17 protein-coding genes and 3 rRNA genes are annotated in these 22,261 nt (G+C 53.7%); all 20 read right to left on the bottom strand.

Translation table 11 applies throughout. The features are described from left to right. Positions 1–68: 68 nt before the first annotated feature. Positions 69–1,526 carry an IMP dehydrogenase gene (gene guaB / locus MHH28_RS23055; RefSeq protein WP_405105893.1) on the bottom strand — a complete coding sequence of 486 codons (1,458 nt, stop codon included), beginning with the start codon at positions 1,524–1,526 and terminating at the stop codon, positions 69–71. A gap of 423 nt (positions 1,527–1,949) precedes the next feature. Further along, positions 1,950–2,066: ribosomal RNA gene (gene rrf / locus MHH28_RS23050) — 5S ribosomal RNA — on the bottom strand. Between the two features lie 122 nt (positions 2,067–2,188). Continuing rightward, a 23S ribosomal RNA gene (locus MHH28_RS23045) occupies positions 2,189–5,116 on the bottom strand. 232 nt (positions 5,117–5,348) lie between these two features. Further along, positions 5,349–6,909 (bottom strand): 16S ribosomal RNA (locus MHH28_RS23040). The 16S, 23S and 5S rRNA genes sit together here, the layout of an rRNA operon. 407 nt (positions 6,910–7,316) lie before the next feature. Further along, on the bottom strand, positions 7,317–8,831 hold the full coding sequence (gene lysS, locus MHH28_RS23035) for a lysine--tRNA ligase (RefSeq protein WP_405117216.1): 1,515 nt from the start codon (positions 8,829–8,831) through the stop codon (positions 7,317–7,319). 164 nt (positions 8,832–8,995) lie between these two features. Beyond that, on the bottom strand, positions 8,996–9,475 hold the full coding sequence (greA, locus tag MHH28_RS23030) for a transcription elongation factor GreA (RefSeq protein WP_405105891.1): 480 nt from the start codon (positions 9,473–9,475) through the stop codon (positions 8,996–8,998). 224 nt (positions 9,476–9,699) lie between these two features. Further along, complete coding sequence (gene dusB, locus MHH28_RS23025; protein ID WP_405105889.1) at positions 9,700–10,716, bottom strand: tRNA dihydrouridine synthase DusB; 1,017 nt, start codon at positions 10,714–10,716, stop codon at positions 9,700–9,702. 45 nt (positions 10,717–10,761) lie between these two features. Next, positions 10,762–10,971, bottom strand: coding sequence for a helix-turn-helix transcriptional regulator (locus tag MHH28_RS23020; protein WP_341183134.1), 210 nt, complete (start codon positions 10,969–10,971; stop codon positions 10,762–10,764). After that, positions 10,923–11,474: a 2-amino-4-hydroxy-6-hydroxymethyldihydropteridine diphosphokinase gene (folK, locus tag MHH28_RS23015; protein ID WP_405105887.1), complete on the bottom strand. Its 552-nt coding sequence runs from the start codon at positions 11,472–11,474 to the stop codon at positions 10,923–10,925. Before folK ends, MHH28_RS23020 begins: the two co-directional genes overlap by 49 nt. Positions 11,475–11,483: 9 nt before the next feature. Further along, entirely contained in the window at positions 11,484–11,846 is a 363-nt protein-coding gene (gene folB, locus MHH28_RS23010) for a dihydroneopterin aldolase (RefSeq protein ID WP_076082833.1), read from the bottom strand. A 33-nt stretch (positions 11,847–11,879) separates the two neighbouring features. Further along, positions 11,880–12,737, bottom strand: a complete 858-nt coding sequence (gene folP / locus MHH28_RS23005; protein ID WP_405105885.1) for a dihydropteroate synthase — start codon at positions 12,735–12,737, stop codon at positions 11,880–11,882. Further along, a complete protein-coding gene (locus MHH28_RS23000) occupies positions 12,734–13,612 on the bottom strand; it encodes an aminotransferase class IV (RefSeq protein WP_405105883.1) in 879 nt (292 codons plus the stop codon). The genes folP and MHH28_RS23000 overlap by 4 nt, the downstream gene beginning before the upstream one ends. Continuing rightward, entirely contained in the window at positions 13,609–14,190 is a 582-nt protein-coding gene (gene pabA / locus MHH28_RS22995; RefSeq protein WP_405105881.1) for an aminodeoxychorismate/anthranilate synthase component II, read from the bottom strand. Before pabA ends, MHH28_RS23000 begins: the two co-directional genes overlap by 4 nt. After that, positions 14,187–15,812, bottom strand: a complete 1,626-nt coding sequence (locus MHH28_RS22990) for an anthranilate synthase component I family protein (protein WP_405105879.1) — start codon at positions 15,810–15,812, stop codon at positions 14,187–14,189. Before MHH28_RS22990 ends, pabA begins: the two co-directional genes overlap by 4 nt. Positions 15,813–15,977: 165 nt before the next feature. Then, positions 15,978–16,916, bottom strand: coding sequence for a cysteine synthase A (gene cysK / locus MHH28_RS22985; protein WP_405105877.1), 939 nt, complete (start codon positions 16,914–16,916; stop codon positions 15,978–15,980). Between the two features lie 173 nt (positions 16,917–17,089). Further along, positions 17,090–18,034: a peptidylprolyl isomerase gene (locus MHH28_RS22980; protein ID WP_405105875.1), complete on the bottom strand. Its 945-nt coding sequence runs from the start codon at positions 18,032–18,034 to the stop codon at positions 17,090–17,092. 9 nt (positions 18,035–18,043) lie between these two features. After that, positions 18,044–18,928, bottom strand: a complete 885-nt coding sequence (gene hslO / locus MHH28_RS22975; protein ID WP_405105873.1) for an Hsp33 family molecular chaperone HslO — start codon at positions 18,926–18,928, stop codon at positions 18,044–18,046. 51 nt (positions 18,929–18,979) lie between these two features. Then, positions 18,980–19,747, bottom strand: coding sequence for a type III pantothenate kinase (locus MHH28_RS22970; RefSeq protein WP_405105871.1), 768 nt, complete (start codon positions 19,745–19,747; stop codon positions 18,980–18,982). Further along, the gene (nadC, locus tag MHH28_RS22965; protein ID WP_405105869.1) at positions 19,747–20,619 is read right to left on the bottom strand and encodes a carboxylating nicotinate-nucleotide diphosphorylase; all 873 of its coding nucleotides are present in this window, start codon (positions 20,617–20,619) and stop codon (positions 19,747–19,749) included. The genes MHH28_RS22970 and nadC overlap by 1 nt, the downstream gene beginning before the upstream one ends. Next, on the bottom strand, positions 20,609–22,225 hold the full coding sequence (gene nadB, locus MHH28_RS22960; protein WP_405105867.1) for an L-aspartate oxidase: 1,617 nt from the start codon (positions 22,223–22,225) through the stop codon (positions 20,609–20,611). Before nadB ends, nadC begins: the two co-directional genes overlap by 11 nt. Positions 22,226–22,261: the final 36 nt, after the last annotated feature.

Raw genomic sequence — 22,261 nt, 5'->3', positions numbered from 1 at the left:
TCTGCAAAAAAAGACAGGCAGGACGAATTCGTCCTGCCTGTCAGCAAAATCAGGCGATTCTTCACGGCTTATAGGGAATAGTTCGGGGCTTCCTTGGTAATCTGCACATCATGCGGATGACTTTCACGCAGACCCGCTCCCGTAATACGGATAAAGGAAGTATCATTGCGTAGTTCTTCTAGTGTCTTCGTTCCGCAGTAGCCCATGCCGGAGCGCAGTCCGCCGATCAATTGGTGAACCGTGTCAGACAATGGACCTTTAAAAGCTACACGGCCCTCAATGCCTTCCGGTACCAGCTTCTTATCATCATCCTGGAAGTAACGGTCTTTACTGCCCTGCTTCATGGCGCTCATGCTGCCCATACCGCGGTATACCTTGTATTTACGTCCCTGGTAGATTTCAGACTCTCCTGGGCTTTCTTCCGTACCGGCGAACAGGCTTCCCATCATGACTGCAGCCGCACCAGCGGCGATGGCCTTGGTAATCTCTCCGGAGTACTTAATTCCCCCGTCTGCAATCACCGGAATCCTATATTCACGGGCAACCGTCGCACAATCATAGATAGCGGTAACCTGCGGAACGCCGATCCCGGCAATCACGCGGGTAGTACAGATCGATCCGGGGCCAATACCTACCTTGATGACGGAGGCTCCTGCTTCAATCAATTCGCGGGTAGCTTCGCCTGTAGCCACATTGCCGGCTACAATCGTCAGATCAGGATAAGTCTCGCGCAGCTTACGCACCGCATCGATAATGTTGATGTGATGGCCGTGCGCAGAATCCACAGTGATCAGGTCCACACCGGCTTTTACCAATGCTTCTGTCCGTTCTATCGTATCCTTGGAGATGCCGATCGCCGCTCCAACCAGCAGACGTCCATGGGCATCCTTGGCACCGTTAGGGAACTGGATGGCTTTTTCTATGTCTTTAATAGTAATGAGGCCTTTGAGAATATTATGATCGTCCACCAGAGGCAGCTTCTCAATCTTGTGGCGCTGCAGAATGCCCTTCGCCTCTTGAAGAGTGGTTCCTACAGCAGCCGTAACGAGATTCTCATGGGTCATCACTTCTTTGATCTGAATATTGAAATCATGGATGAAACGCAAATCCCGGTTCGTCAGAATACCGACGAGCTTGCCTTCTTCATCAACGATAGGCACACCTGAAATCCGGTATTTGCCCATCAGTACCTCAGCATCGGATACCCAGTGGTCTGGCGTAAGTGAGAATGGATTGGTAATAACCCCGCTCTCGGAGCGCTTCACACGGTCCACCTCTTCCGCCTGTTGCTCCACGGACATATTCTTATGAATAATGCCGATCCCGCCCTCACGGGCGATAGCAATCGCCATAGCGGCTTCTGTGACAGTGTCCATCCCTGCACTCATCAAAGGGATATTCAGCTTCACATTCTTGCTGAGTACAGTGGTTAAATCCACTTCCTTAGGCAGTACCTCGGATTTACGCGGAACCAGCAGCACATCATCGAAAGTGAATCCCTCTTTACCAAACTTATCTTCCCACACCTGGGTCATTCCTCCTCTGAATTCTTTTCTCTACCCGCCGTCCAACTTATGAATAAAGAAACTCCTGTATCAAGTCCATACCCGATAGACAGCGGTAAAGGCCTGGGAGCTATACATAATTGTGTCTTCTGTTAAGGTTGGAGAGACTTGTCCAAAAATATATTAGAGCTATCTTAGCAAAGGGCATATGGCCTGTCAAGAATATTACACCACTCTGTGAAGGGATTAGGCCACCCGCCCTCCCGTAAGCGAATTCATGGACTAAAGTCCATCTACAGTGGACAACGGATCAGATTCAGCGCCATTAACGCTTTACACTACTACTACAGCTAAAAAACCTACAGCAACCGGTTCATCATAAAACCTAAGCATCGCCGAATATACAAAAAGACCACTGTTTGAGAATCAACAGTGGTCCTGTGTGCTTGGCAACGTCCTACTCTCCCAGGACCCTTCGGTCCAAGTACCATCGGCGCTGGAGGGCTTAACGGTCGTGTTCGGGATGGGTACGTGTGGAACCCCTCCGCTATCGCCACCAAACATGATTTTTCGAAGCCTAAGCTTCTCGAAATCGCTGCAGAAAATATCAAACCATCGGTTTAACATCCTGCCAGGCTTGATCGCCTGAAAACTGAATCCGAAACGAATCTGTGTATTAGAAATTGGATAAGCCCTCGACCGATTAGTATTGGTCAGCTCCATGCATTGCTGCACTTCCACCTCCAACCTATCTACCTCGTCGTCTTCAAGGGGTCTTACATACTGGGAAATCTCATCTTGAGGGGGGCTTCACGCTTAGATGCTTTCAGCGCTTATCCCGTCCGTACGTAGCTACTCAGCCATGCTCCTGGCGGAACAACTGATGCACCAGCGGTACGTCCATCCCGGTCCTCTCGTACTAAGGACAGCTCCTCTCAAATTTCCTGCGCCCACGACAGATAGGGACCGAACTGTCTCACGACGTTCTGAACCCAGCTCGCGTACCGCTTTAATGGGCGAACAGCCCAACCCTTGGGACCTACTTCAGCCCCAGGATGCGATGAGCCGACATCGAGGTGCCAAACCTCCCCGTCGATGTGGACTCTTGGGGGAGATAAGCCTGTTATCCCCAGGGTAGCTTTTATCCGTTGAGCGATGGCCCTTCCATGCGGTACCACCGGATCACTAAGTCCGACTTTCGTCCCTGCTCGACTTGTAGGTCTCGCAGTCAAGCTCCCTTATGCCTTTGCACTCTGCGAATGATTTCCAACCATTCTGAGGGAACCTTTGAACGCCTCCGTTACTCTTTAGGAGGCGACCGCCCCAGTCAAACTGCCCGCCTGACACGGTCCCCGTACCCGATAAGGGCACCAGGTTAGAACCTAGATACGATCAGGGTGGTATCCCAACGGCGCCTCCGCAGAAGCTTGCGCTCCTGCCTCAACGGCTCCCACCTATCCTGTACAGATCGTACCCAAATTCAATATCAAGCTGCAGTAAAGCTCCATGGGGTCTTTCCGTCTTGTCGCGGGTAACCTGCATCTTCACAGGTATTAAAATTTCACCGGATCTCTCGTTGAGACAGCGCCCAAGTCGTTACGCCATTCGTGCGGGTCAGAATTTACCTGACAAGGAATTTCGCTACCTTAGGACCGTTATAGTTACGGCCGCCGTTTACTGGGGCTTCGGTTCACAGCTTCGGGTTTAACCCCTAACCGCTCCCCTTAACCTTCCAGCACCGGGCAGGCGTCAGCCCGTATACTTCGCCTTGCGGCTTCGCACAGACCTGTGTTTTTGCTAAACAGTCGCTTGGGCCTTTTCACTGCGGCCCCCTCGGGCTATTCACCCTACCGAGGCACCCCTTCTCCCGAAGTTACGGGGTCATTTTGCCGAGTTCCTTAACGAGAGTTCTTCCGCGCGCCTTAGAATTCTCTTCTCGCCTACCTGTGTCGGTTTGCGGTACGGGCACCTTCTCCTGACTAGAGGCTTTTCTTGGCAGTGTGAGATCATGACCTTCGCTACTATAATTTTCGCTCCCCATCACAGCCCAGCCTTACGATGTGCGGATTTGCCTGCACACCAGCCTCACTGCTTAGACGGACATCCATCAGTCCGCGTCACTACCCTCCTGCGTCACCCCATCGCTCATAGCGGATTACGGTGGTACAGTAATTTCAAACTGTTGTCCTTCGACTACGCCTGTCGGCCTCGCCTTAGGTCCCGACTTACCCTGAGCGGACGAGCCTTCCTCAGGAAACCTTGGGCTTTCGGCGGATCAGATTCTCACTGATCTTTTCGTTACTCATACCGGCATTCTCACTTGTATACTCTCCAGCGCTCCTTACGGTACACCTTCAACGTATATACAACGCTCCCCTACCCCAGATGCAACGCATCTAGCCATAGCTTCGGTGGTGTGTTTAGCCCCGTTACATTTTCGGCGCAGAGTCACTCGACCAGTGAGCTATTACGCACTCTTTCAATGGTGGCTGCTTCTAAGCCAACATCCTGGTTGTCTGTGCAACTCCACATCCTTTCCCACTTAACACACACTTGGGGACCTTAGCTGATGGTCTGGGCTGTTTCCCTTTTGACAATGGATCTTAGCACTCACTGTCTGACTCCCGGCAAGAAGTAAATGGCATTCGGAGTTTGACTGAGCTTGGTAACCCTTGCGGGCCCCGCACCCAATCAGTGCTCTACCTCCACCACTCCATTCACCGAGGCTAGCCCTAAAGCTATTTCGGGGAGAACCAGCTATCTCCGAGTTCGATTGGAATTTCTCCGCTACCCCCACCTCATCCCCGCATTTTTCAACATGCGTGGGTTCGGGCCTCCAGTGCGTGTTACCGCACCTTCACCCTGGACAGGGGTAGATCACACGGTTTCGGGTCTACGTCCACATACTCAGTCGCCCTATTCAGACTCGCTTTCGCTGCGGCTCCGGCTTCTCACCTTAACCTTGCATGTTAAACGTAACTCGCCGGTTCATTCTACAAAAGGCACGCCATCACCCCTAAAACGGGCTCTGACTTTTTGTAAGCACACGGTTTCAGGTTCTATTTCACTCCCCTTCCGGGGTGCTTTTCACCTTTCCCTCACGGTACTGTTTCACTATCGGTCGCCAGGTAGTATTTAGCCTTAGCAGATGGTCCTGCTGGATTCATACGGGGTTTCACGTGCCCCGCACTACTCGGGATCCGTCTCGGAGGGAACACAGTTTGGGCTACAGGGCTTTTACCTCTATCGCGGGCCTTTCCAGACCTCTTCGCCTACTCGATTCCTTTGTAACTCCATGTGAGACGTCCCACAACCCCAAGAGGCAAGCCCCTTGGTTTAGGCTGTTCCGCGTTCGCTCGCCGCTACTGACGGAATCACTATTGTTTTCTCTTCCTCAGGGTACTTAGATGTTTCAGTTCCCCTGGTCTGCCTCTGCGTATCCTATGTATTCAGATACGAGTAACTGCGAATTACCACAGCTGGGTTTCCCCATTCGGACACCCCCGGATCAAAGCTTGCTTACAGCTCCCCGAGGCAGTTTCGTTGTTCGCCACGTCCTTCGTCGGCTCCTGGCGCCTAGGCATCCTCCGTGTGCTCTTAGTAGCTTAACCATGCGTTTTCCGTTAGGAAAATCGCTGTAGCAACTAATAACTATTTCAACTTGCTTACACAAGTTCCAGCTAAAAGATGTTCTAAAACGCAAATTCGTTTCGGTATCCAGTTTTCAAGGATCAAGTCTTACTGAGAGCTTAAACTCTCAAAACTGACCAACGAGTGAGTAACTAGCCGACCGGCTAGATTTAAGATTTGAATGTCTTCATTGCAGAAGACGATTCTCCATAGAAAGGAGGTGATCCAGCCGCACCTTCCGATACGGCTACCTTGTTACGACTTCACCCCAATCATCTACCCCACCTTCGGCGGCTGGCTCCCTTGCGGGTTACCCCACCGACTTCGGGTGTTGTAAACTCTCGTGGTGTGACGGGCGGTGTGTACAAGACCCGGGAACGTATTCACCGCGGCATGCTGATCCGCGATTACTAGCAATTCCGACTTCATGCAGGCGAGTTGCAGCCTGCAATCCGAACTGAGACCGGCTTTGCTGGGATTGGCTCCACCTCGCGGCTTCGCTTCCCGTTGTACCGGCCATTGTAGTACGTGTGTAGCCCAGGTCATAAGGGGCATGATGATTTGACGTCATCCCCACCTTCCTCCGGTTTGTCACCGGCAGTCACTCTAGAGTGCCCAGCTCAACCTGCTGGCAACTAAAGTCAAGGGTTGCGCTCGTTGCGGGACTTAACCCAACATCTCACGACACGAGCTGACGACAACCATGCACCACCTGTCTCAACTTTCCCCGAAGGGCACCTGATGCATCTCTGCTTCGTTAGTTGGATGTCAAGACCTGGTAAGGTTCTTCGCGTTGCTTCGAATTAAACCACATACTCCACTGCTTGTGCGGGTCCCCGTCAATTCCTTTGAGTTTCAGTCTTGCGACCGTACTCCCCAGGCGGAGTGCTTACTGTGTTAACTTCGGCACCAAGGGTATCGAAACCCCTAACACCTAGCACTCATCGTTTACGGCGTGGACTACCAGGGTATCTAATCCTGTTTGCTCCCCACGCTTTCGCGCCTCAGCGTCAGTTACAGCCCAGAAAGTCGCCTTCGCCACTGGTGTTCCTCCACATATCTACGCATTTCACCGCTACACGTGGAATTCCACTTTCCTCTTCTGTACTCAAGTCACCCAGTTTCCAGTGCGACCTCAGGTTGAGCCCAAGGTTTAAACACCAGACTTAAATAACCGCCTGCGCGCGCTTTACGCCCAATAATTCCGGACAACGCTTGCCCCCTACGTATTACCGCGGCTGCTGGCACGTAGTTAGCCGGGGCTTTCTTCTCAGGTACCGTCACTCCGGCAGCAGTTACTCTACCGGACGTTCTTCCCTGGCAACAGAGCTTTACGATCCGAAAACCTTCATCACTCACGCGGCGTTGCTCCGTCAGGCTTGCGCCCATTGCGGAAGATTCCCTACTGCTGCCTCCCGTAGGAGTCTGGGCCGTGTCTCAGTCCCAGTGTGGCCGTTCACCCTCTCAGGTCGGCTACGCATCGTCGCCTTGGTGGGCCGTTACCCCACCAACTAGCTAATGCGCCGCAGGCCCATCCCCAAGCGGCAGATTGCTCCGCCTTTCATTCTCTCCTCAGGAGAAAAAAGAAATTATCCGGTATTAGCTACCGTTTCCGGTAGTTATCCCAGGCTTGAGGGCAGGTTGCCTACGTGTTACTCACCCGTCCGCCGCTAAGTCTGAAAGGAAGCAAGCTTCCTCTCAGACTCCGCTCGACTTGCATGTATTAGGCACGCCGCCAGCGTTCGTCCTGAGCCAGGATCAAACTCTCCAATTAGGTTTTTCCGAAGGAAATAACCCTCCGAAAACTATCGAAAAGAGCGATTGCTCATTTTGAAACATCTGACGAGAATTGTTACATTCTCTAATTTTGGATCTCACCGAAGTGATTTCCCACTCACTCGTTGTTCAGTTTTCAAAGATCAAGCTCGTTGTCAGCGCCGCTTAGCGCGTCACCAGCAACTCTTATAATATATCACATCCAACCGATCAATGCAAGCTCTTTTTTCAACTTCTTGTCGAGCAGGCGTTGATGTTTCGCGGCCAGAAATAGAATATATCATGTATAGCGATTCATTGCAAGCATTATTTCTAAATCCTTAGAACAGAGTATTTAACCCCTTGTACCAAGAGAACTGCCTAAGCAGCTCACTTGGTTATTAGGGCTGTAAATCAGAGAAATCCTCAGTCTTTATTGCGCATATGAGGGAACAACAGTACATCACGGATAGACGCTGAATTCGTAAGCAGCATGATCAGACGGTCTACACCGATTCCAAGGCCCCCTGTTGGCGGCATGCCGTACTCCAGAGCACGGATGAAATCATCATCCATCTCATGGGCTTCATCATTGCCTTGCTCTTTCTCGTGAATCTGTGCTTCGAAGCGCTGACGCTGGTCGATCGGATCGTTCAGCTCGCTGAACGCATTGGCGTGCTCACGGGCCACAATGAACAGCTCGAACCGGTCGGTGAAGCGTGGGTCCTCTTCGTTCTTTTTGGCGAGCGGTGAGATCTCTACAGGATGCCCCATTACGAATGTCGGCTGAATTAGCGTCTCTTCAACGAACTGCTCGAAGAACGCATTCAGAATATGTCCGAAGGTCATATGCTTCTCCACCGGTACCCGGTGTTCCTTAGCCAGCGCCTGCGCTTCTTCATCCGTCATCTGAACACCGAAGTCTACTCCGGTTACTTCCTTCACGGCATCCACCATGGTAACACGGCGCCAACCTGGAGACAGATCCACTTCCTGCCCCTGATAATTAATCACCTGGGAGCCAAGCACCTCCTGGGCAATATGAGCGATCAGGCTCTCAGTCAGATGCATAATGTCCTTGTAATCCGCATACGCTTCATACAGCTCGATCATCGTGAATTCCGGATTATGGCGTGTCGAGATGCCTTCATTACGGTATACGCGGCCAATCTCATAGACTCGCTCCAGACCGCCGACAATCAGACGCTTCAGGTGCAATTCGATGGCAATCCGCATATAGAGCTGCATATCCAGTGTGTTGTGATGGGTTATAAACGGACGGGCCGCCGCTCCGCCTGCGATGGCGTGCAGGGTTGGGGTCTCCACTTCTAAATAGCCCAGCGAGTCCAGATAACGGCGCATCGACTGGATAATCCGTGAACGCATAATGAAGGTCTGCTGCACCTCAGGGTTGATGATCAGGTCCACATAACGCTGACGGTAGCGGAGTTCTACATCCTTCAGACCATGATACTTCTCGGGAAGCGGAAGCAGGGACTTGGACAGCACCTCAAGGTTATCCACTTTAATAGAGGTTTCGCCAGTCCTGGTCTTGAACAGGGTTCCCCGGATACCGACGATATCGCCAAGATCAAGGATAGTGAAGGCTGCGTATTGTGACTCAGGGATACTGTCCTGGCGCACATAGATCTGGATTTTGCCGCTGAGGTCCTGGATATGAGAAAAGCTTGCCTTACCCATTACCCGTTTCGCCATAATTCGCCCGGCCACACTAACCTCCAGCGCTAGCTCGTCCAGCTCTTCCTTGGTTTGCCCGTCGTATTTGGCCAGAAGATCGCCAGCCGCAGCGGTACGCTCATATTTCTTGCCAAACGGATCGATCCCGAGTGCGCGGAGCTCGTCCAGCTTGCCCCGGCGGATCTGCAGCAATTCACTTAATTCATTCTCTGTAGTTTCGACGTTGTTGATTTCTTCCGTCATGTTTTTCATCCTCTCTTACTCACTATACAAAAGAAGAAACGGCTCCGCCCCAATCTTGAGGACAGTCCGTTCCGGTACAAAATATAAGCTGTATGTGTTCACCCATATTTTACGGCTGGTATTCCTTTGAAAAAAGCTTCCCTAAGGAAGCTCTCGGAACCGTCTTACTTCATTTTGATATCAAGAATTTTATATTGAATGACGCCTGCAGGGACATTAACATCCACAATCGTACCAATCTTCTTGCCGATGATCGCTCTGCCTACAGGGCTCTCATTGGAGATTTTATTATTCAGCGGATCGGATTCGGCAGTACCCACGATGGTGTACTCCATAATGTCGCCATACTCCATATCCTCAACGTTCACTGTTACCCCGATGCTTACCACATCTGTCACAATCTCATCGCTATTAATGATACGGGCATTGCGGAGCATCTTCTCCAACGTAAGAACCCGTCCTTCAATAAAGGCCTGTTCATTCTTCGCGTCTTCATATTCCGAGTTCTCACTGATATCGCCGTAGCCGATCGCCACTTTGATACGTTCCGCTACCTCACGGCGTTTCACGGATTTGAGGGTCTCCAGTTCTTCTTCCAGACGCTTAAGTCCGTCCGGTGTAAGGATGACTTCTTTATCGCTCATCTCAACCGATTCTCCTGTCGTATACATTTATTGAAAACACCATACTATATGCGAATCCGGAGGGATCAGAACCCTCCTTCACCATTGCTCCTGCTGTAACGGCGATTTTATACTGTGAAATTATATTGGAACCGCTACAAAATGTCAATGACGCCCCATATAATGTTTAGCGATACTCAATAAAGCACACAGGAACGGGGCCTAGTCCCAGGAATACGCGAGGCTCATACGGCGAAAAGTGCACTATCCGCGCTGCTCTGCTCCTCATCCTGCTTAAGCTGACCGACAAAATCATTCAAAATCCGCACCATCTCGTCACGTTTCGTTTCTTCCATAATAACGTCCTTCACGCGGGCTGCCGCCTTGAAGCCCTTCAAATACCAGGCCAGATGCTTGCGCATCTCGCGGACTGCCACCGCTTCACCCCTCAGGGCAATCAGGCGGTCCATATGAAGAATAGCTACCTTAATCTTCTCTTCGGCGCCGGGCTCCGGCATCAATACCCCGCTCTCCAGATATTGAATCGTCCGGTACAGCATCCACGGATTGCCCAGTGCGCCCCGCCCGATCATTACACCGTCACATCCGGTCTGGTCCAGCATCGCCCGCGCATCCTCCGGCGTGTTCACATCGCCATTGCCGATCACCGGAATGGATACGGCTTCCTTAGCCATGCGGATATAATTCCAGTCGGCACGCCCGGTGTAGAGCTGCTCACGGGTCCGCCCGTGTACGCTGACCGCCGCTCCGCCGGCCCGTTCCACCGCACGCGCATTCTCTTCAACGAAGATATGCTCGCTGTCCCAGCCGATCCGCATCTTCACGGTGACCGGTTTGTCCACGGCATCCACTACAGCGGATACCATATCATAGATTTTGTCCGGATTCAGCAGCCAGCGCGCTCCGGCATCGCATTTGGTCACCTTCGGCACCGGGCAGCCCATATTAATGTCGATGATATCAGCATTGGTCTCTTTATCGACAATTCTGGCTGCATCCACCAGCGACTCCCGGTCCCCGCCAAAAATCTGCAGGCTCAGCGGTTTCTCGCGCTCATCGACAAACAGCATCTCACGCGTACGCTGGTTGCCATGTACGATCGCTTTGCCGCTGACCATCTCCGCACAGACCAGGCCAGTCCCGAATTCCTTGGCAATCAGACGAAAGGCCGGGTTACATACGCCAGCCATAGGCGCCAGCACGACCTGATTTTTCAATTCAATCTCACCAATCTTCAGCATGGCCCAATCACTTCCCTACCTCATTTTATAACGTTCAGCCCGGTCTTATGGTGCCGGATGAGCCAATTCCTCTACTGTAACTTCCAGAAAATCCGCAATTTTATTTAAAATTTGATCTTCCAAACGTCTGTTGCCCCGCTCCACTGCACCAAGCACAGCAAGTGATATTCCGACAGAATCCGCCAGCTCCTGCTGTGTGTAGCCCTTCAGCTTCCGGAACGCTCTGACCCGTCTTCCCATACGTTTGTTGTCCACAAGCGAATTCCTGCCTTTCCGTCTATGTCTTGCAGCGCTGTTGTAATTAATCTGCGGAATCCGGAAGACTCTTCGTTCGGCGACAGAATATCGCTTAGCGGCAGAAGGACAAACGCCCGTTCGAGCATCCTTGGATGGGGCAGCGTCAGATCCGGCGTATCTAAGGTCAGCCCCTCCACCCACAACAAATCCAAATCTACGGTTCTCGGTCCATACCGCACATCCCGGACCCGGCCTAGCTGGTTCTCCGTGTCCAGCATCACATGAAGCAGATCCTCCGGCGCCAGCGTGGTGCGCAAAGCTGCCGCCATGTTAAGAAACTGAGGCTGATCCAGATAACCGACAGGCTCTGTCTCGTAGACCCGGGAGGTGCGCACAACTTCAATCTCTTCATGCTGTTCCAACCGGCGCAGGGCTTCTCTCAAGGTGTCTTGACGGTCACCCAGGTTAGCCCCTAAAGCAATATAAGCCTCTGATGCCTCAGAGGTGGAAGGTATGTTCATCAGTCTGTCTCACTTTCTCGTCCGGCGCAGTTCTACAGTGACTCCCTGGAAATGAATATCAAAAGGAGGATGCGGCTTGGTCACCTGGACCGTTACTGCATTGATAACAGTATAAGTGTCCAGTAACCCGGATGCAATATGTTCCGCCAAAGCTTCAATCAGCTTGAAGGACTGGGTTTCGACAATTTTTTTGACCAGCACATGAACTTCGGCATAATTCACGGTCTGCTCCAGATCATCGCTGAGCCCCGCTCCCTGCAAATCAAGCTCCAGCTCCAGGTCGATATAATAACGCTGACCGAGCTTCCGTTCCTCTTCGAACACTCCGTGGTAACCGTAGTACTCCATGCGGTGCAGCTTCATTTTATCCATTAAGGGTACCTGCCTTCTCTTGAAGAATGTAATCTATTCGCGCACCGCAGGTGATCCTGCATATAACATGGCGTCACACATCTCTACGGTACGTTTCATTGCCGCGATATCATGAACCCGCACCAGCTGACAGCCCTGGGCAATCCCGAAGGCGATGGTAGCCGCGGTTCCCTCCAAGACATCATCTGCGGGCAGCCCGAGGGCGGTGCGGATGAATTTTTTGCGTGAAGTGGCCAGCAGCACCGGATATCCCAGCTCCGTCAGTGCGCTCAGCCCGGTCATCACCTGAAGGTTCTCCGTATAGTCCTTGGCGAAGCCGATTCCCGGGTCCAAAATGATATTGCCCGGCTTCACCCCGGCTGCCAGTGCAAGCTGAATACTCGCGTTCAGGTCATCTGTCATATCGGTGATCAAATGGTTATAATCCCGGTCATGGCGGTTATGCATCAGAATAATTGGACAGTCCGCCTGTGCAGCAACCGCCGCCATCTGCGGATCGGCCTTGGCTCCCCATACATCATTGATGATATGCGCACCGGCCTGAATGGCCTGGCGGGCGACTTCCGCCTTGTAGGTGTCTATGGACAGGGGCAGATGCGGGGCGGCGCGGTGAATGCTCTCGATTACAGGCAGCACGCGGGCCAATTCCTCTTCGGCACTCACCGGCTGGTGACCCGGACGCGTCGATTCTCCGCCTATATCGATAATATCAGCACCCTCCGCTGCCATGTGCAGCGCATGCTCTACAGCTCTATCCCGCTCCGACCACATACCTCCATCCGAAAAGGAGTCCGGCGTCACATTGAGAATGCCCATAATGAGCGTGCGCCCGCCCAATTTCAGCTCACTGCTTCCGCAGCGGTAACTCCGCTTATAGATGATCGGCTTCATGTCAGCATATCCGTCCTTTCTCTGTACAGCCTCATCAGTGCAGCCGTCTGTTCACCACAGCGCCCGCTGCCTATGGTTATCCGCCGGTCTCCATACCACAAGGTGCTCACCGGTACGATCTCCTGCACGGAATTGGTGAGGAAGATTTCATCCGCAGCCTCAAGCTGCTCCCAGCGGTAAAAACCTTGCTCCGCATGCAGGCTTGGCGCTGCCAGCTCAAGCACCATTTCCCGGGTAATTCCCTGAAGAATTCCGGTGGCTACATCGGGGGTATAGAGCTGCTTATTGGAGATGAAAAAAATATTGCTCACAATGCCTTCGGCGAGCTCGCCCTGTGCGGTCAGCATCAGCCCCTCGGCCCCTCGCTCTGCGGAGGGATATCCGGCCAATTCACGCTTCGCCAGAATGTTGTTCATATAGTGCAGCGATTTGAGTCTTACCGGGCCCTCCGGGGTATTACGCCGGTGGTTCAGAAGCTGAAGTTCTTTGCCTTCCGTGTATAAGCCGGTTGGTGTGATCGGCAAAGCTTTGATATAGAGCAGATGGTTAGGCTGCTTATAGGCTGCGGACGGCAGGCCCAGAATATCCTCACCGGCCGTAACGGTATAGCGGATATACGCTTCGCTAAGCTCATTCCTGTCCATTACAAGCCGGATCCATTCCCGCAGCTCCTGTACATCCGGCTCAAAGGGAATACCCAGCTGACGGCAGCCCGCTGCCATTCTGCCCAGATGGCGATCCAGCAGGAAGGGCTGTCCCCGATAGGTGCGGAAGGTCTCGAACAGGCCCATACCGTACAAAAAGCCGTGATCCAGAGCGGAGACCACGGCGTCTTTGGCGTCGACTGCTTTGTTGTTAAGTCCTATATATGTCATGCCGGTTCTCCGGCTCTCCGTTTCAGGAAATTGCGCAGCATCGTATGCCCGTGATTCGTAATGATCGATTCGGGATGGAACTGCACCCCTTCAATCGGGTATTCCTTATGCCGCAGGGCCATGATCTCGCCCTCAGCGGTCTCGGCGGTAATCTCCAGACAATCCGGCAGGCTCTCACGTTCCACGATCAGTGAATGATAGCGTGTCGCTGTGAAAGGAGACTCCAGCCCTTCAAATACGGAGGTGCCGTTATGATGGATCGGCGAGGTTTTGCCGTGCATCAAGCGCTGTGCACGAATTACATTGCCGCCGAAGGCCTGTCCGATCGCCTGGTGTCCGAGGCATACGCCGAAGATGGGGATGATGCCTTTGAAATGCTGGATCAGCGCCAGGCTAATTCCCGCCTCATTCGGTGTGCAGGGTCCCGGAGAGATCAGAATATGATCAGGAGCTAATTGCTCAATCTCCTCAATACTGATCTCATCGTTGCGCGCTACCTTAACGTCTTCCCCCAGCTCACCCAGATATTGCACCAGGTTATACGTAAAGGAATCATAATTATCGATGACCAAGATCATAATGCGCTTCCTCCTTCGGCGCCCAGGGCAGCTTGCCCTTCCTGCTCGCGTTCACTGCAGAGAATGGCTTTGACTACCGCTTTGGCTTTGTTGTGGCATTCCCGGTATTCGCGGTAAGGGTCCGAATCAATCACAATCCCCGCACCTGTCTGAATGTAGCCGGTTCCGTCCTTCACTGCGAGCGTGCGTATGATTATATTTAATTCCATATTGCCGTTATAGTCAATCCAGCCCATAGATCCCGTATACGGACCCCTGCGGACCGGCTCCAGCTCTTCGATGATCTCCATGGTGCGCACCTTGGGCGCGCCCGTGATGGTGCCGCCGGGGAACAAGGCGGCAATGACATCGTACGCATCCTTGCCGGGTGCGACGATCCCCTCGACCTGCGAGACGAGATGCATGACATGCGAGTACCGCTCCACGGTCAGCAGCTCCGGCACGCTGACCGTTCCATAGGCAGCGACACGGCCGATGTCGCTGCGCTCCAGATCGACAAGCATAATATGCTCGGCGATCTCCTTCTCGCTCCCGCGCAGCTCCGCCTCCATGGCGGCGTCCTCAGCGGGAGTGTGGCCCCGGCGCCGGGTGCCGGCAATGGGGCGGGCGCTGACCTTGTCCCCGTGCAGCTTGACGAGCAGCTCCGGCGAAGCGCTGGAGAGCGCGAAGCCGGGCGTGCGGAGCAGCCCCATGTACGGGGACGGGTTGAGTCTACGGAGCCATTCGTAGACGTCCTCGGGTGTGGACCTGAGCTGCGCCTGCTGGCGCAGCGAGAGGTTGACCTGGAATACATCTCCGGCACGGATGTATTCCTGGACCTTCAGCACAGCCTGCTGGAAGGCCCCGGCAGAGAAGTCTGAGCTCATACCGGGCCACTCGCCGGTAATCTCAGCCTCGCTCTCTACACTGCGGGTCAGCTCCGCATATCTTGCAGCGGCGGCTTCCAGCTCTCCCTCTGCCGGTGTGCAGAGAAGACTCCACTGCTCCAGCATGCGCTCCGCCCGGTATACAGCAGCCTCATAGAGGCTCCTTAGCCCGTTCAGGCTGCGGGATACCGTATCCGGCACAGGAATATGAACTGCACAGTAGAGCAGTTCCTCCTGCTCATCGTAGATCCATACCTCTTCCAGTCTCATGAAGAGATAATCCGGGAATTCAGGGTTGTTCCTGGCCAGCGATGGCAGCTTCTCCAGGGAACGGGCCACATCATAGCCAAGAAATCCGATGCAGCCTCCGGTGAACGGCGGCAGACCGTCAAGTGTAAGCCGGGGAGAAGTATATTCCTTCATCCATTCCTGCAGTACTTGCAGCGGCTGGCCTTCAAGTGCGGCGGATTCTGTATGTCCCGCTGTCTTGACCCCGGGAGTATAGCATTCCGCGCCTGCTCCCCGGCCTTCAATGACCGAGACCGGGCTCAGACCCAGATAGGTGTAGCGCCCGCCCTTGCCGCTCTCCAGAACAACCGAATAGGGGGAAGCCTGTTCCCAGGCCTTCTTCCAGCTGCGGGGCAAACCCTTATTGTGCTGCGGTTCTCTCAGGATCAGGGGAAGGACGCTCCAGGCTTCATCCGCCTCTGCCCACTGCTCCCAGTCCTGCCAAGCCGTTAAGATCTCCACATCCATTCTCCCGCCTCGTCGATAGTTTATTGCCTGTCAGTATACTGTACATAGGGTTACTTTGAAAAGCCCGTAAGCCTTATAAAATCCTTATTATCCGAAAAAAGAGCCTGCGGTATCCCTGTAGAAGCGGATAGGGCAGGCTCTTTCGAAGAGCTGTGTGCTCAGCAATTATACTTCAAAGTTATAAAGCGGAGTGCTCAGGTAACGTTCGCCGTTGCTTGGGATGATGACCACAATCTTCTTGCCTGTGCCCAGTTCCTTCGCCACCTTGAGTGCAGCAAATACAGCCGCACCGGAGGAAATACCGGACAGCACGCCTTCTTCCTTGGCTACGCGGCGCGCAGTTTCGAAGGCTTCATCATTCTCAACATGAATAATCTCATCATAGATATCCTGGTTCAGAATTTCAGGCACGAAGTTCGCACCGATACCCTGAATCTTGTGCGGGCCCGGTTTGCCTCCAGCCAGAATCGGGGAAGCGGCCGGTTCTACAGCATAGATCTTCACGTTCGGATACTGGCTCTTCAGCACTTCACCCGCACCGCTGATCGTTCCGCCTGTCCCGACACCGGCAATGAATGCATCCAGCGGGCCGCCGACAGATTCAATCGCTTCGACGATCTCCGGTCCGGTGGTCTCGCGGTGGATCTTCACGTTAGCCTTGTTCTTGAACTGCTCTGCCAGGAAATAATCCGGGTTCTCGGTCAGAATCTGCTCAGCCTTCTTAACCGCACCGTTCATTCCTTCCGATCCCGGAGTCAATACCAGCTCAGCGCCGTATGCGCGCAGCAGGTTGCGGCGCTCAAGGCTCATCGTTTCCGGCATTACAATAATGGCTTTGTAGCCTTTGGCAGCAGCAACAAGCGCCAGGCCGATCCCGGTATTGCCGCTGGTCGCTTCTACGATCGTGCCGCCCGGTTTCAGCAGGCCTTCTTTCTCTGCCTCTTCTACAATGCTGATGGCGATGCGGTCTTTCACACTGGAGCCGGGATTCTGGTATTCCAGCTTCAGGAAGATCTCTGCGGAGCCTTCCGGAACAATCCGGTTCAGACGGACAAGCGGTGTGCCACCGATCAAATCTGTTACACTGTTGACGACTTTAGCCATGAGTAAAAACCTCCTTGGAATGATAAATGAATTAGGGTGCGGAACTTATGAGAGATGCTATCAGCATATATTACCGTAGCTCCCGGTCACAAAGCCTGGGTAACTAACAGTTGTAATTGTACCGCTTAATATTTCCGACTAAATCAGTAGGTTTTATATTTAATTTCATATTATCAATCTTGCAGGCTGTTGTCAATATTTATTGCTGTATCATATTTGGCCCGTAGTTCACGCTCTACCTGCTGCAAAGGCGCTGCCTGCTCCAGCTTCAGCTGCTGGCGGATCATCCCGCGCAGCTCCTCCTGATCCGGCTTCCCGGGATCGATCAGCTTCTCCAGACGGATCACCGCATATCCACCGTCAATCTGCAGTGGCCCTGCGATATCTCCGTTATCAAGCCCGGCTGCCGTCTCCAGCAGCTCCTCGGGCCAGAAGGGGTCCTTCTCCTCAACCGTACCGATACTGCCGCCGTGCTGGCGGCTCTCCTCATCGATCGAGACCTCCCGGGCCAGCTCCGCAAAATCCTCCCCCTGCTCCAGACGGTCCATCACTGTGCCAGCCTCATTATAGGTGGAGGTCTTGATCATAGAGAGCTGCATCTGCTTCCTGGGCGTGAATCTCTCCCCATTTTGCTCCAGATAATCATCTATTTCCGTTTCACTGACCGTAATGCCGCCCGTAGCTATGGCCTGGAGTGTCAGCCGGTAGGCCGTCTCCTCACGCAGCTCCTGACGGGATAATCCAAGCTCAGACTGCATCTGCTGATAATATTGCTCCTCTGAGCTATAGCCGGATATTCCCCGCTTCAGTTCCTGCTCAATCTCCTCATCCGTAACCGTAATTCCCAGTGCTGCGGCTTCCTTGCCCACTACGATCCGGTTAAGCATGCTCAGCAGCACTTCTTCCCCGTGCTTCTTCTGAAGCTCCTCTATCCATTCCTGCTCCGTGACCGGCTGTCCTCCAGCGGAAGCGACATCCGAAGCTTCCCCTTCGGCGGCTTCTGCCTTAAGCAGTGCCATGGCACGCAGGCTCCAGAATAAAAGCCCTCCCAGCATCAGGGTTGCCACGGCGAGTAATATAACGGCATTGCGCAGCGCGCGTTCCTGTCTTGTCACCATCTCATAGCCCTATGACTTCGCTTGGTCGAGGATTACCTGCAGTTCATCCTTGTTAAATACATAGCTCTCGTTACAATAATGGCAGATGACTTCTGCCGTCTCATCTTCTTCGATCAGCTGTTCCAGCTCATGCTCACCCAGACTGACCAGTGTCTGTTCAATCCGCTCACGCGAACACTGACATACAAAGCGGACCTCCAGCTCATCCAGAATTACAGCATCCGGCAGCAGCAGCCGCAGCATCTCTTCAGGCTCAAGCCCCTGATCGAGCACGGATGTTACCGAAGGCATGGCTCCAACGGCCTGCTCCACTTCCGTAATCTCCTCATCAGTCAGGCCGGGCAGCAGCTGAATAATAAAGCCTCCGGCTACTCTTACAGAATTATCTGTTTCCACCAGCACTCCCAGTCCTACAGCAGCAGGCGTTTGTTCCGAGAGGGCAAAATAATAGGTGAAATCTTCACCCAGCTCGCCTGAAACGATAGGCACACTGCCACGGTACGGCTCCCTCATTCCCAGATCCTTGCTGATATCAATGAAGCCTTCCGTTCCTACTGCCCCTGCGACATCCAGCTTGCCCATGCTGTTGCTGGGCAGATGCACATGCGGGTTCTGCACATAGCCGCGAACCTCTCCCAGGGCATTCGATTCAGCCGTAATCTGCCCGAGCGGACCGTTCCCTTTGACCATAATCGCCAGTTTCTCTTGCCCCTTGAGCATGGCCCCCATGATAGCTGCGGCCGTAACCGTACGTCCAAGCGCTGCCGTAGCCGTCGGGTACGTATCATGTCTGCGCCGCAATTCATCGACAAGCTCTGTGGTACGGACAGCGAACGCTCTGACTCTTCCGTTCATCGCCGTCCCCCGGATTAGCCGGTCCTTCTTGTTATCCATTGGGTGCATACTCCTCCTATCTGTCTGTTGTGTATAAGGTCATCCTTATGATTATTTGTTACGGTTGTAAATAATGCGTAATCCTTCAAGCGTCAGCATCGGATTAACCTCGTCGATACATTCTGTCTCACTGGCAATCAGTGAAGCCAGCCCTCCGGTAGCAATCACCTTAAGGACAGGAGCGTTCATCTCCTGCTTGATGCGTCTGACGATGCCCTCTACCTGACCGGCATAGCCGAAAATAATCCCTGCCTGCATCGCATGTACAGTGTTGCGCCCGATCACCTTCTTGGGCTTCTCCAGCTCAATCCGGGGCAGCTTGGACGCCCGCAGGTAAAGGGCCTCCGTGGAAATGCCCAGACCCGGCACGATAGCACCGCCCAGGTAGTTGGCTCCGGCATCAATGCAGTCGAAGGTGGTTGCCGTACCGAAATCCACGACGACAAGCGGACATTTATACTGCTCAATCGCCGCCACCGCGTTCACAATCCGGTCCGCCCCCACTTCTCGCGGGTTCTCATAACGCAGATTAAGCCCGGTTTTGATACCGGGGCCCACAAGTAGCGGATCTTTGCCGATGAATTTGACACACATCTCCACGATGACCTGAACCAGCGGCGGAACCACCGAGGAGATAATGACCCCTTCGACATCCCGGAACGACAGATTCGACATGCTGAACAGATTATGAATCATCACACCATATTCATCGACGGTGGATTGGCGCGCTGTACTCAGCCGGAAATGGTGCAGCAGCTCGCTGCCCCGGTAGACGCCCAGCACGATGTTCGTATTACCGATATCGACGACAAGTATCATCAGAGGGTTCCCTCCTTCTTGCCGTTCAGATCCAGGCTGATATCGAGACTGGCGAAGGAGTACGTCAGCCGTCCTACCGAAATGACATCCACACCCGATTCGGCAATGCCCCGGACCGTCTCCAGAGATACATTGCCTGAAGCCTCGATGGTCACATGCTTCGCTTTGGTGCGGATTCTGCCCACGGCCTCCGCCATCTGCTCAGGGGACATGTTATCCAGCATAATAATGTCCGCTCCGGCGGCAAGCGCTTCCTCGACCTGCTCCATGCTCTCCGTCTCCACTTCAATCGTCATCGTGTGCGGGATATTGGCACGGGCACGCCCTACCGCCTGACGGATGCCGCCGGCTCCCTTGATATGATTATCCTTAATCATTACCGCATCATACAGGCCGTAACGGTGATTGGCTCCGCCGCCTACGCGGACTGCATATTTCTCCAGCATCCGGTGGCCCGGTGTGGTCTTGCGGGTATCCACCAGTCGTGTCGGCAGCCCTTCAAGCTTCTCTACAAAAGAAGCCGTGCGCGAGGCCACCCCAGATAACCGCTGCATCAAATTGAGGGCAAGCCGTTCTCCGGTCAGGATCGCATGGGTGCTGCCTTCTACCTCAGCAATCACAGTCCCCTTAGTGACGGCCTGTCCTTCCCGGACCAGCGCCTTGAATACAAGCGAAGGATCAACGACTTCGAACACCAGCTCAGCCACGGGGATACCGCAGATGATTCCATCTTCCTTGGCATGGATGATTCCCTTGGACTCATGCCCTGCGGGTATCGTTGTACGGGTGGTAATATCCCCCGAGCCTACATCTTCCTGCAGCCAGCCCTTAATGGCCTTAAGCAGGTCTTCATTATATCCGTTAAACATCATCACTTAATTCCTCCACTATTCCAAGTTCGCGGATTTGGAGCAGATGCTTCTGCCACTGTTCGTCACTGCGCAGCGGATAATCCTCACGATAATGCGCACCGCGGCTCTCCTCCCGTGCCAGGGCCGATTCGGTGATCAGCAGACAGCAGGTAAGCATATTGGCGAACTCATATTCTTCCCGGGTTGTCAGTACAGCATTAAAAATCGGCAGCTGACGTTTTAACTCCTCCAGCCCTTTACTCAGCATTTCCCGGTTCCGCCTCAGTCCGGCGTACCGCACCATAGCCTTTTGCAGCTTCAGCCGCCGCTCTACAATCGCCTGTGCAGGAGCTTCCAGCCTTCCCTGATGGTAGGCTGACGAGACGGTATCCCGGTCAAGCGGCGGAAGCTGGCGGATTCGTTCAATGATCCGGCGGCCGAACACAACGGCTTCCGACAAGGAGTTGCTGGCCAGCCGGTTGGCTCCCTGTACGCCTGTAGACGACACCTCGCCGCAGGCAAACAGCCGGGACACCGTACTCTCTCCGCTCAGATCGGTCTTCACGCCCCCCATCATATAATGCGCAGCAGGAGCCACCGGAATCCAGTCACTTGTAATATCCAGGCCATAGACCATACAGGTCTTATGAATGGTCGGGAAGCGGTGCTTGACCTTATCCGCCGGTTCATGCGTAATATCCAGATAGACGAAGGTGGACTTGGTCATTTCCATCTCACTTACAATCGCGCGGGCGACAATATCCCGCGGGGCCAGCTCCTGCAGCTCATGATAACGATCCATGAACCGCTCACCGTTGATATTGCGCAGCACTGCCCCTTCTCCCCGCACAGCTTCCGAGATCAGGAAGCGCGGAGCACCAGGATAGCTCAGCGCGGTCGGATGGAACTGGATGAACTCCATATCCCGGATATGGGCACCGGCACGGTAGGCAATGGCTACCCCATCTCCGGTGGCTACCTCAGGATTGGTCGTGTAACGGTATAGCTGCCCTGCTCCGCCGGAGCACAGGATCGTTGCATCCGCCTGCAGGAATATCCGCCCGCCGTCCGGCCGCTGGACAAGCGCTCCCAGACACTCCCCGTCCACGGTAATCAGGTCAATGACATAATGGTCATCCCAGGTCTCAATATTCTCATGCCGGGCAGCCTGCTCAGCGAGAGCACGGACAATCTCATATCCTGTAGCATCCCCATTGGCATGTAAAATACGGCGGTGGCTATGTGCCCCCTCCTGGGTTAAGGCCAGCTCGCCATTCTCTTTATCGAAAATAGTGCCAAGCCGGATCAGCTCGCGTACGCCTTCGGGTCCTTCATTGACCAGCACATCCACAGCCGCAGAGGAGTTCAGTCCCGCACCGGCCATCAGGGTATCCTGACGGTGATAAGCCGGCGAATCCTCCTCCGAGATGACGGCCGCAATCCCGCCCTGGGCATACCGCGTATTGCTCTCCATCACCGTCTTCTTCGTAATCATAATAACCTTCCGGTCCTCGCTGGCCTTAATCGCTGTGAATAACCCGGCAATACCTGAACCAATGACAAGGCAGTCTGTCTTTACGACCGGAAGTCCCTGAAGATCAAAATCAACCAAATATTGTGGAATCATGACCGCATTTCACCTGTTTCAACGAAAGAGTAGCGC

Source organism: Paenibacillus sp. FSL K6-1217 (genome assembly GCF_045040735.1).
Classification (GTDB): domain Bacteria; phylum Bacillota; class Bacilli; order Paenibacillales; family Paenibacillaceae; genus Paenibacillus_AQ.
The sequence above is the reverse complement of the archived record's forward strand: the minus strand, read 5'-3'. Positions and strand labels throughout refer to the sequence as shown.

What these genes read in the sequence shown, in the direction of transcription:
- lysS (WP_405117216.1), bottom strand. Translation starts at nt 8,831, where the DNA reads ATGACGGAAGAAATCAACAACGTCGAAACTACAGAGAATGAATTAAGT.
- greA (WP_405105891.1), bottom strand. Translation starts at nt 9,475, where the DNA reads ATGAGCGATAAAGAAGTCATCCTTACACCGGACGGACTTAAGCGTCTG.
- dusB (WP_405105889.1), bottom strand. Translation starts at nt 10,716, where the DNA reads ATGCTGAAGATTGGTGAGATTGAATTGAAAAATCAGGTCGTGCTGGCG.
- folK (WP_405105887.1), bottom strand. Translation starts at nt 11,474, where the DNA reads ATGAACATACCTTCCACCTCTGAGGCATCAGAGGCTTATATTGCTTTA.
- folB (WP_076082833.1), bottom strand. Translation starts at nt 11,846, where the DNA reads ATGGATAAAATGAAGCTGCACCGCATGGAGTACTACGGTTACCACGGA.
- folP (WP_405105885.1), bottom strand. Translation starts at nt 12,737, where the DNA reads ATGAAGCCGATCATCTATAAGCGGAGTTACCGCTGCGGAAGCAGTGAG.
- MHH28_RS23000 (WP_405105883.1), bottom strand. Translation starts at nt 13,612, where the DNA reads ATGACATATATAGGACTTAACAACAAAGCAGTCGACGCCAAAGACGCC.
- pabA (WP_405105881.1), bottom strand. Translation starts at nt 14,190, where the DNA reads ATGATCTTGGTCATCGATAATTATGATTCCTTTACGTATAACCTGGTG.
- MHH28_RS22990 (WP_405105879.1), bottom strand. Translation starts at nt 15,812, where the DNA reads ATGGATGTGGAGATCTTAACGGCTTGGCAGGACTGGGAGCAGTGGGCA.
- cysK (WP_405105877.1), bottom strand. Translation starts at nt 16,916, where the DNA reads ATGGCTAAAGTCGTCAACAGTGTAACAGATTTGATCGGTGGCACACCG.
- MHH28_RS22980 (WP_405105875.1), bottom strand. Translation starts at nt 18,034, where the DNA reads ATGGTGACAAGACAGGAACGCGCGCTGCGCAATGCCGTTATATTACTC.
- hslO (WP_405105873.1), bottom strand. Translation starts at nt 18,928, where the DNA reads ATGGATAACAAGAAGGACCGGCTAATCCGGGGGACGGCGATGAACGGA.
- MHH28_RS22970 (WP_405105871.1), bottom strand. Translation starts at nt 19,747, where the DNA reads ATGATACTTGTCGTCGATATCGGTAATACGAACATCGTGCTGGGCGTC.
- nadC (WP_405105869.1), bottom strand. Translation starts at nt 20,619, where the DNA reads ATGATGTTTAACGGATATAATGAAGACCTGCTTAAGGCCATTAAGGGC.
- nadB (WP_405105867.1), bottom strand. Translation starts at nt 22,225, where the DNA reads ATGATTCCACAATATTTGGTTGATTTTGATCTTCAGGGACTTCCGGTC.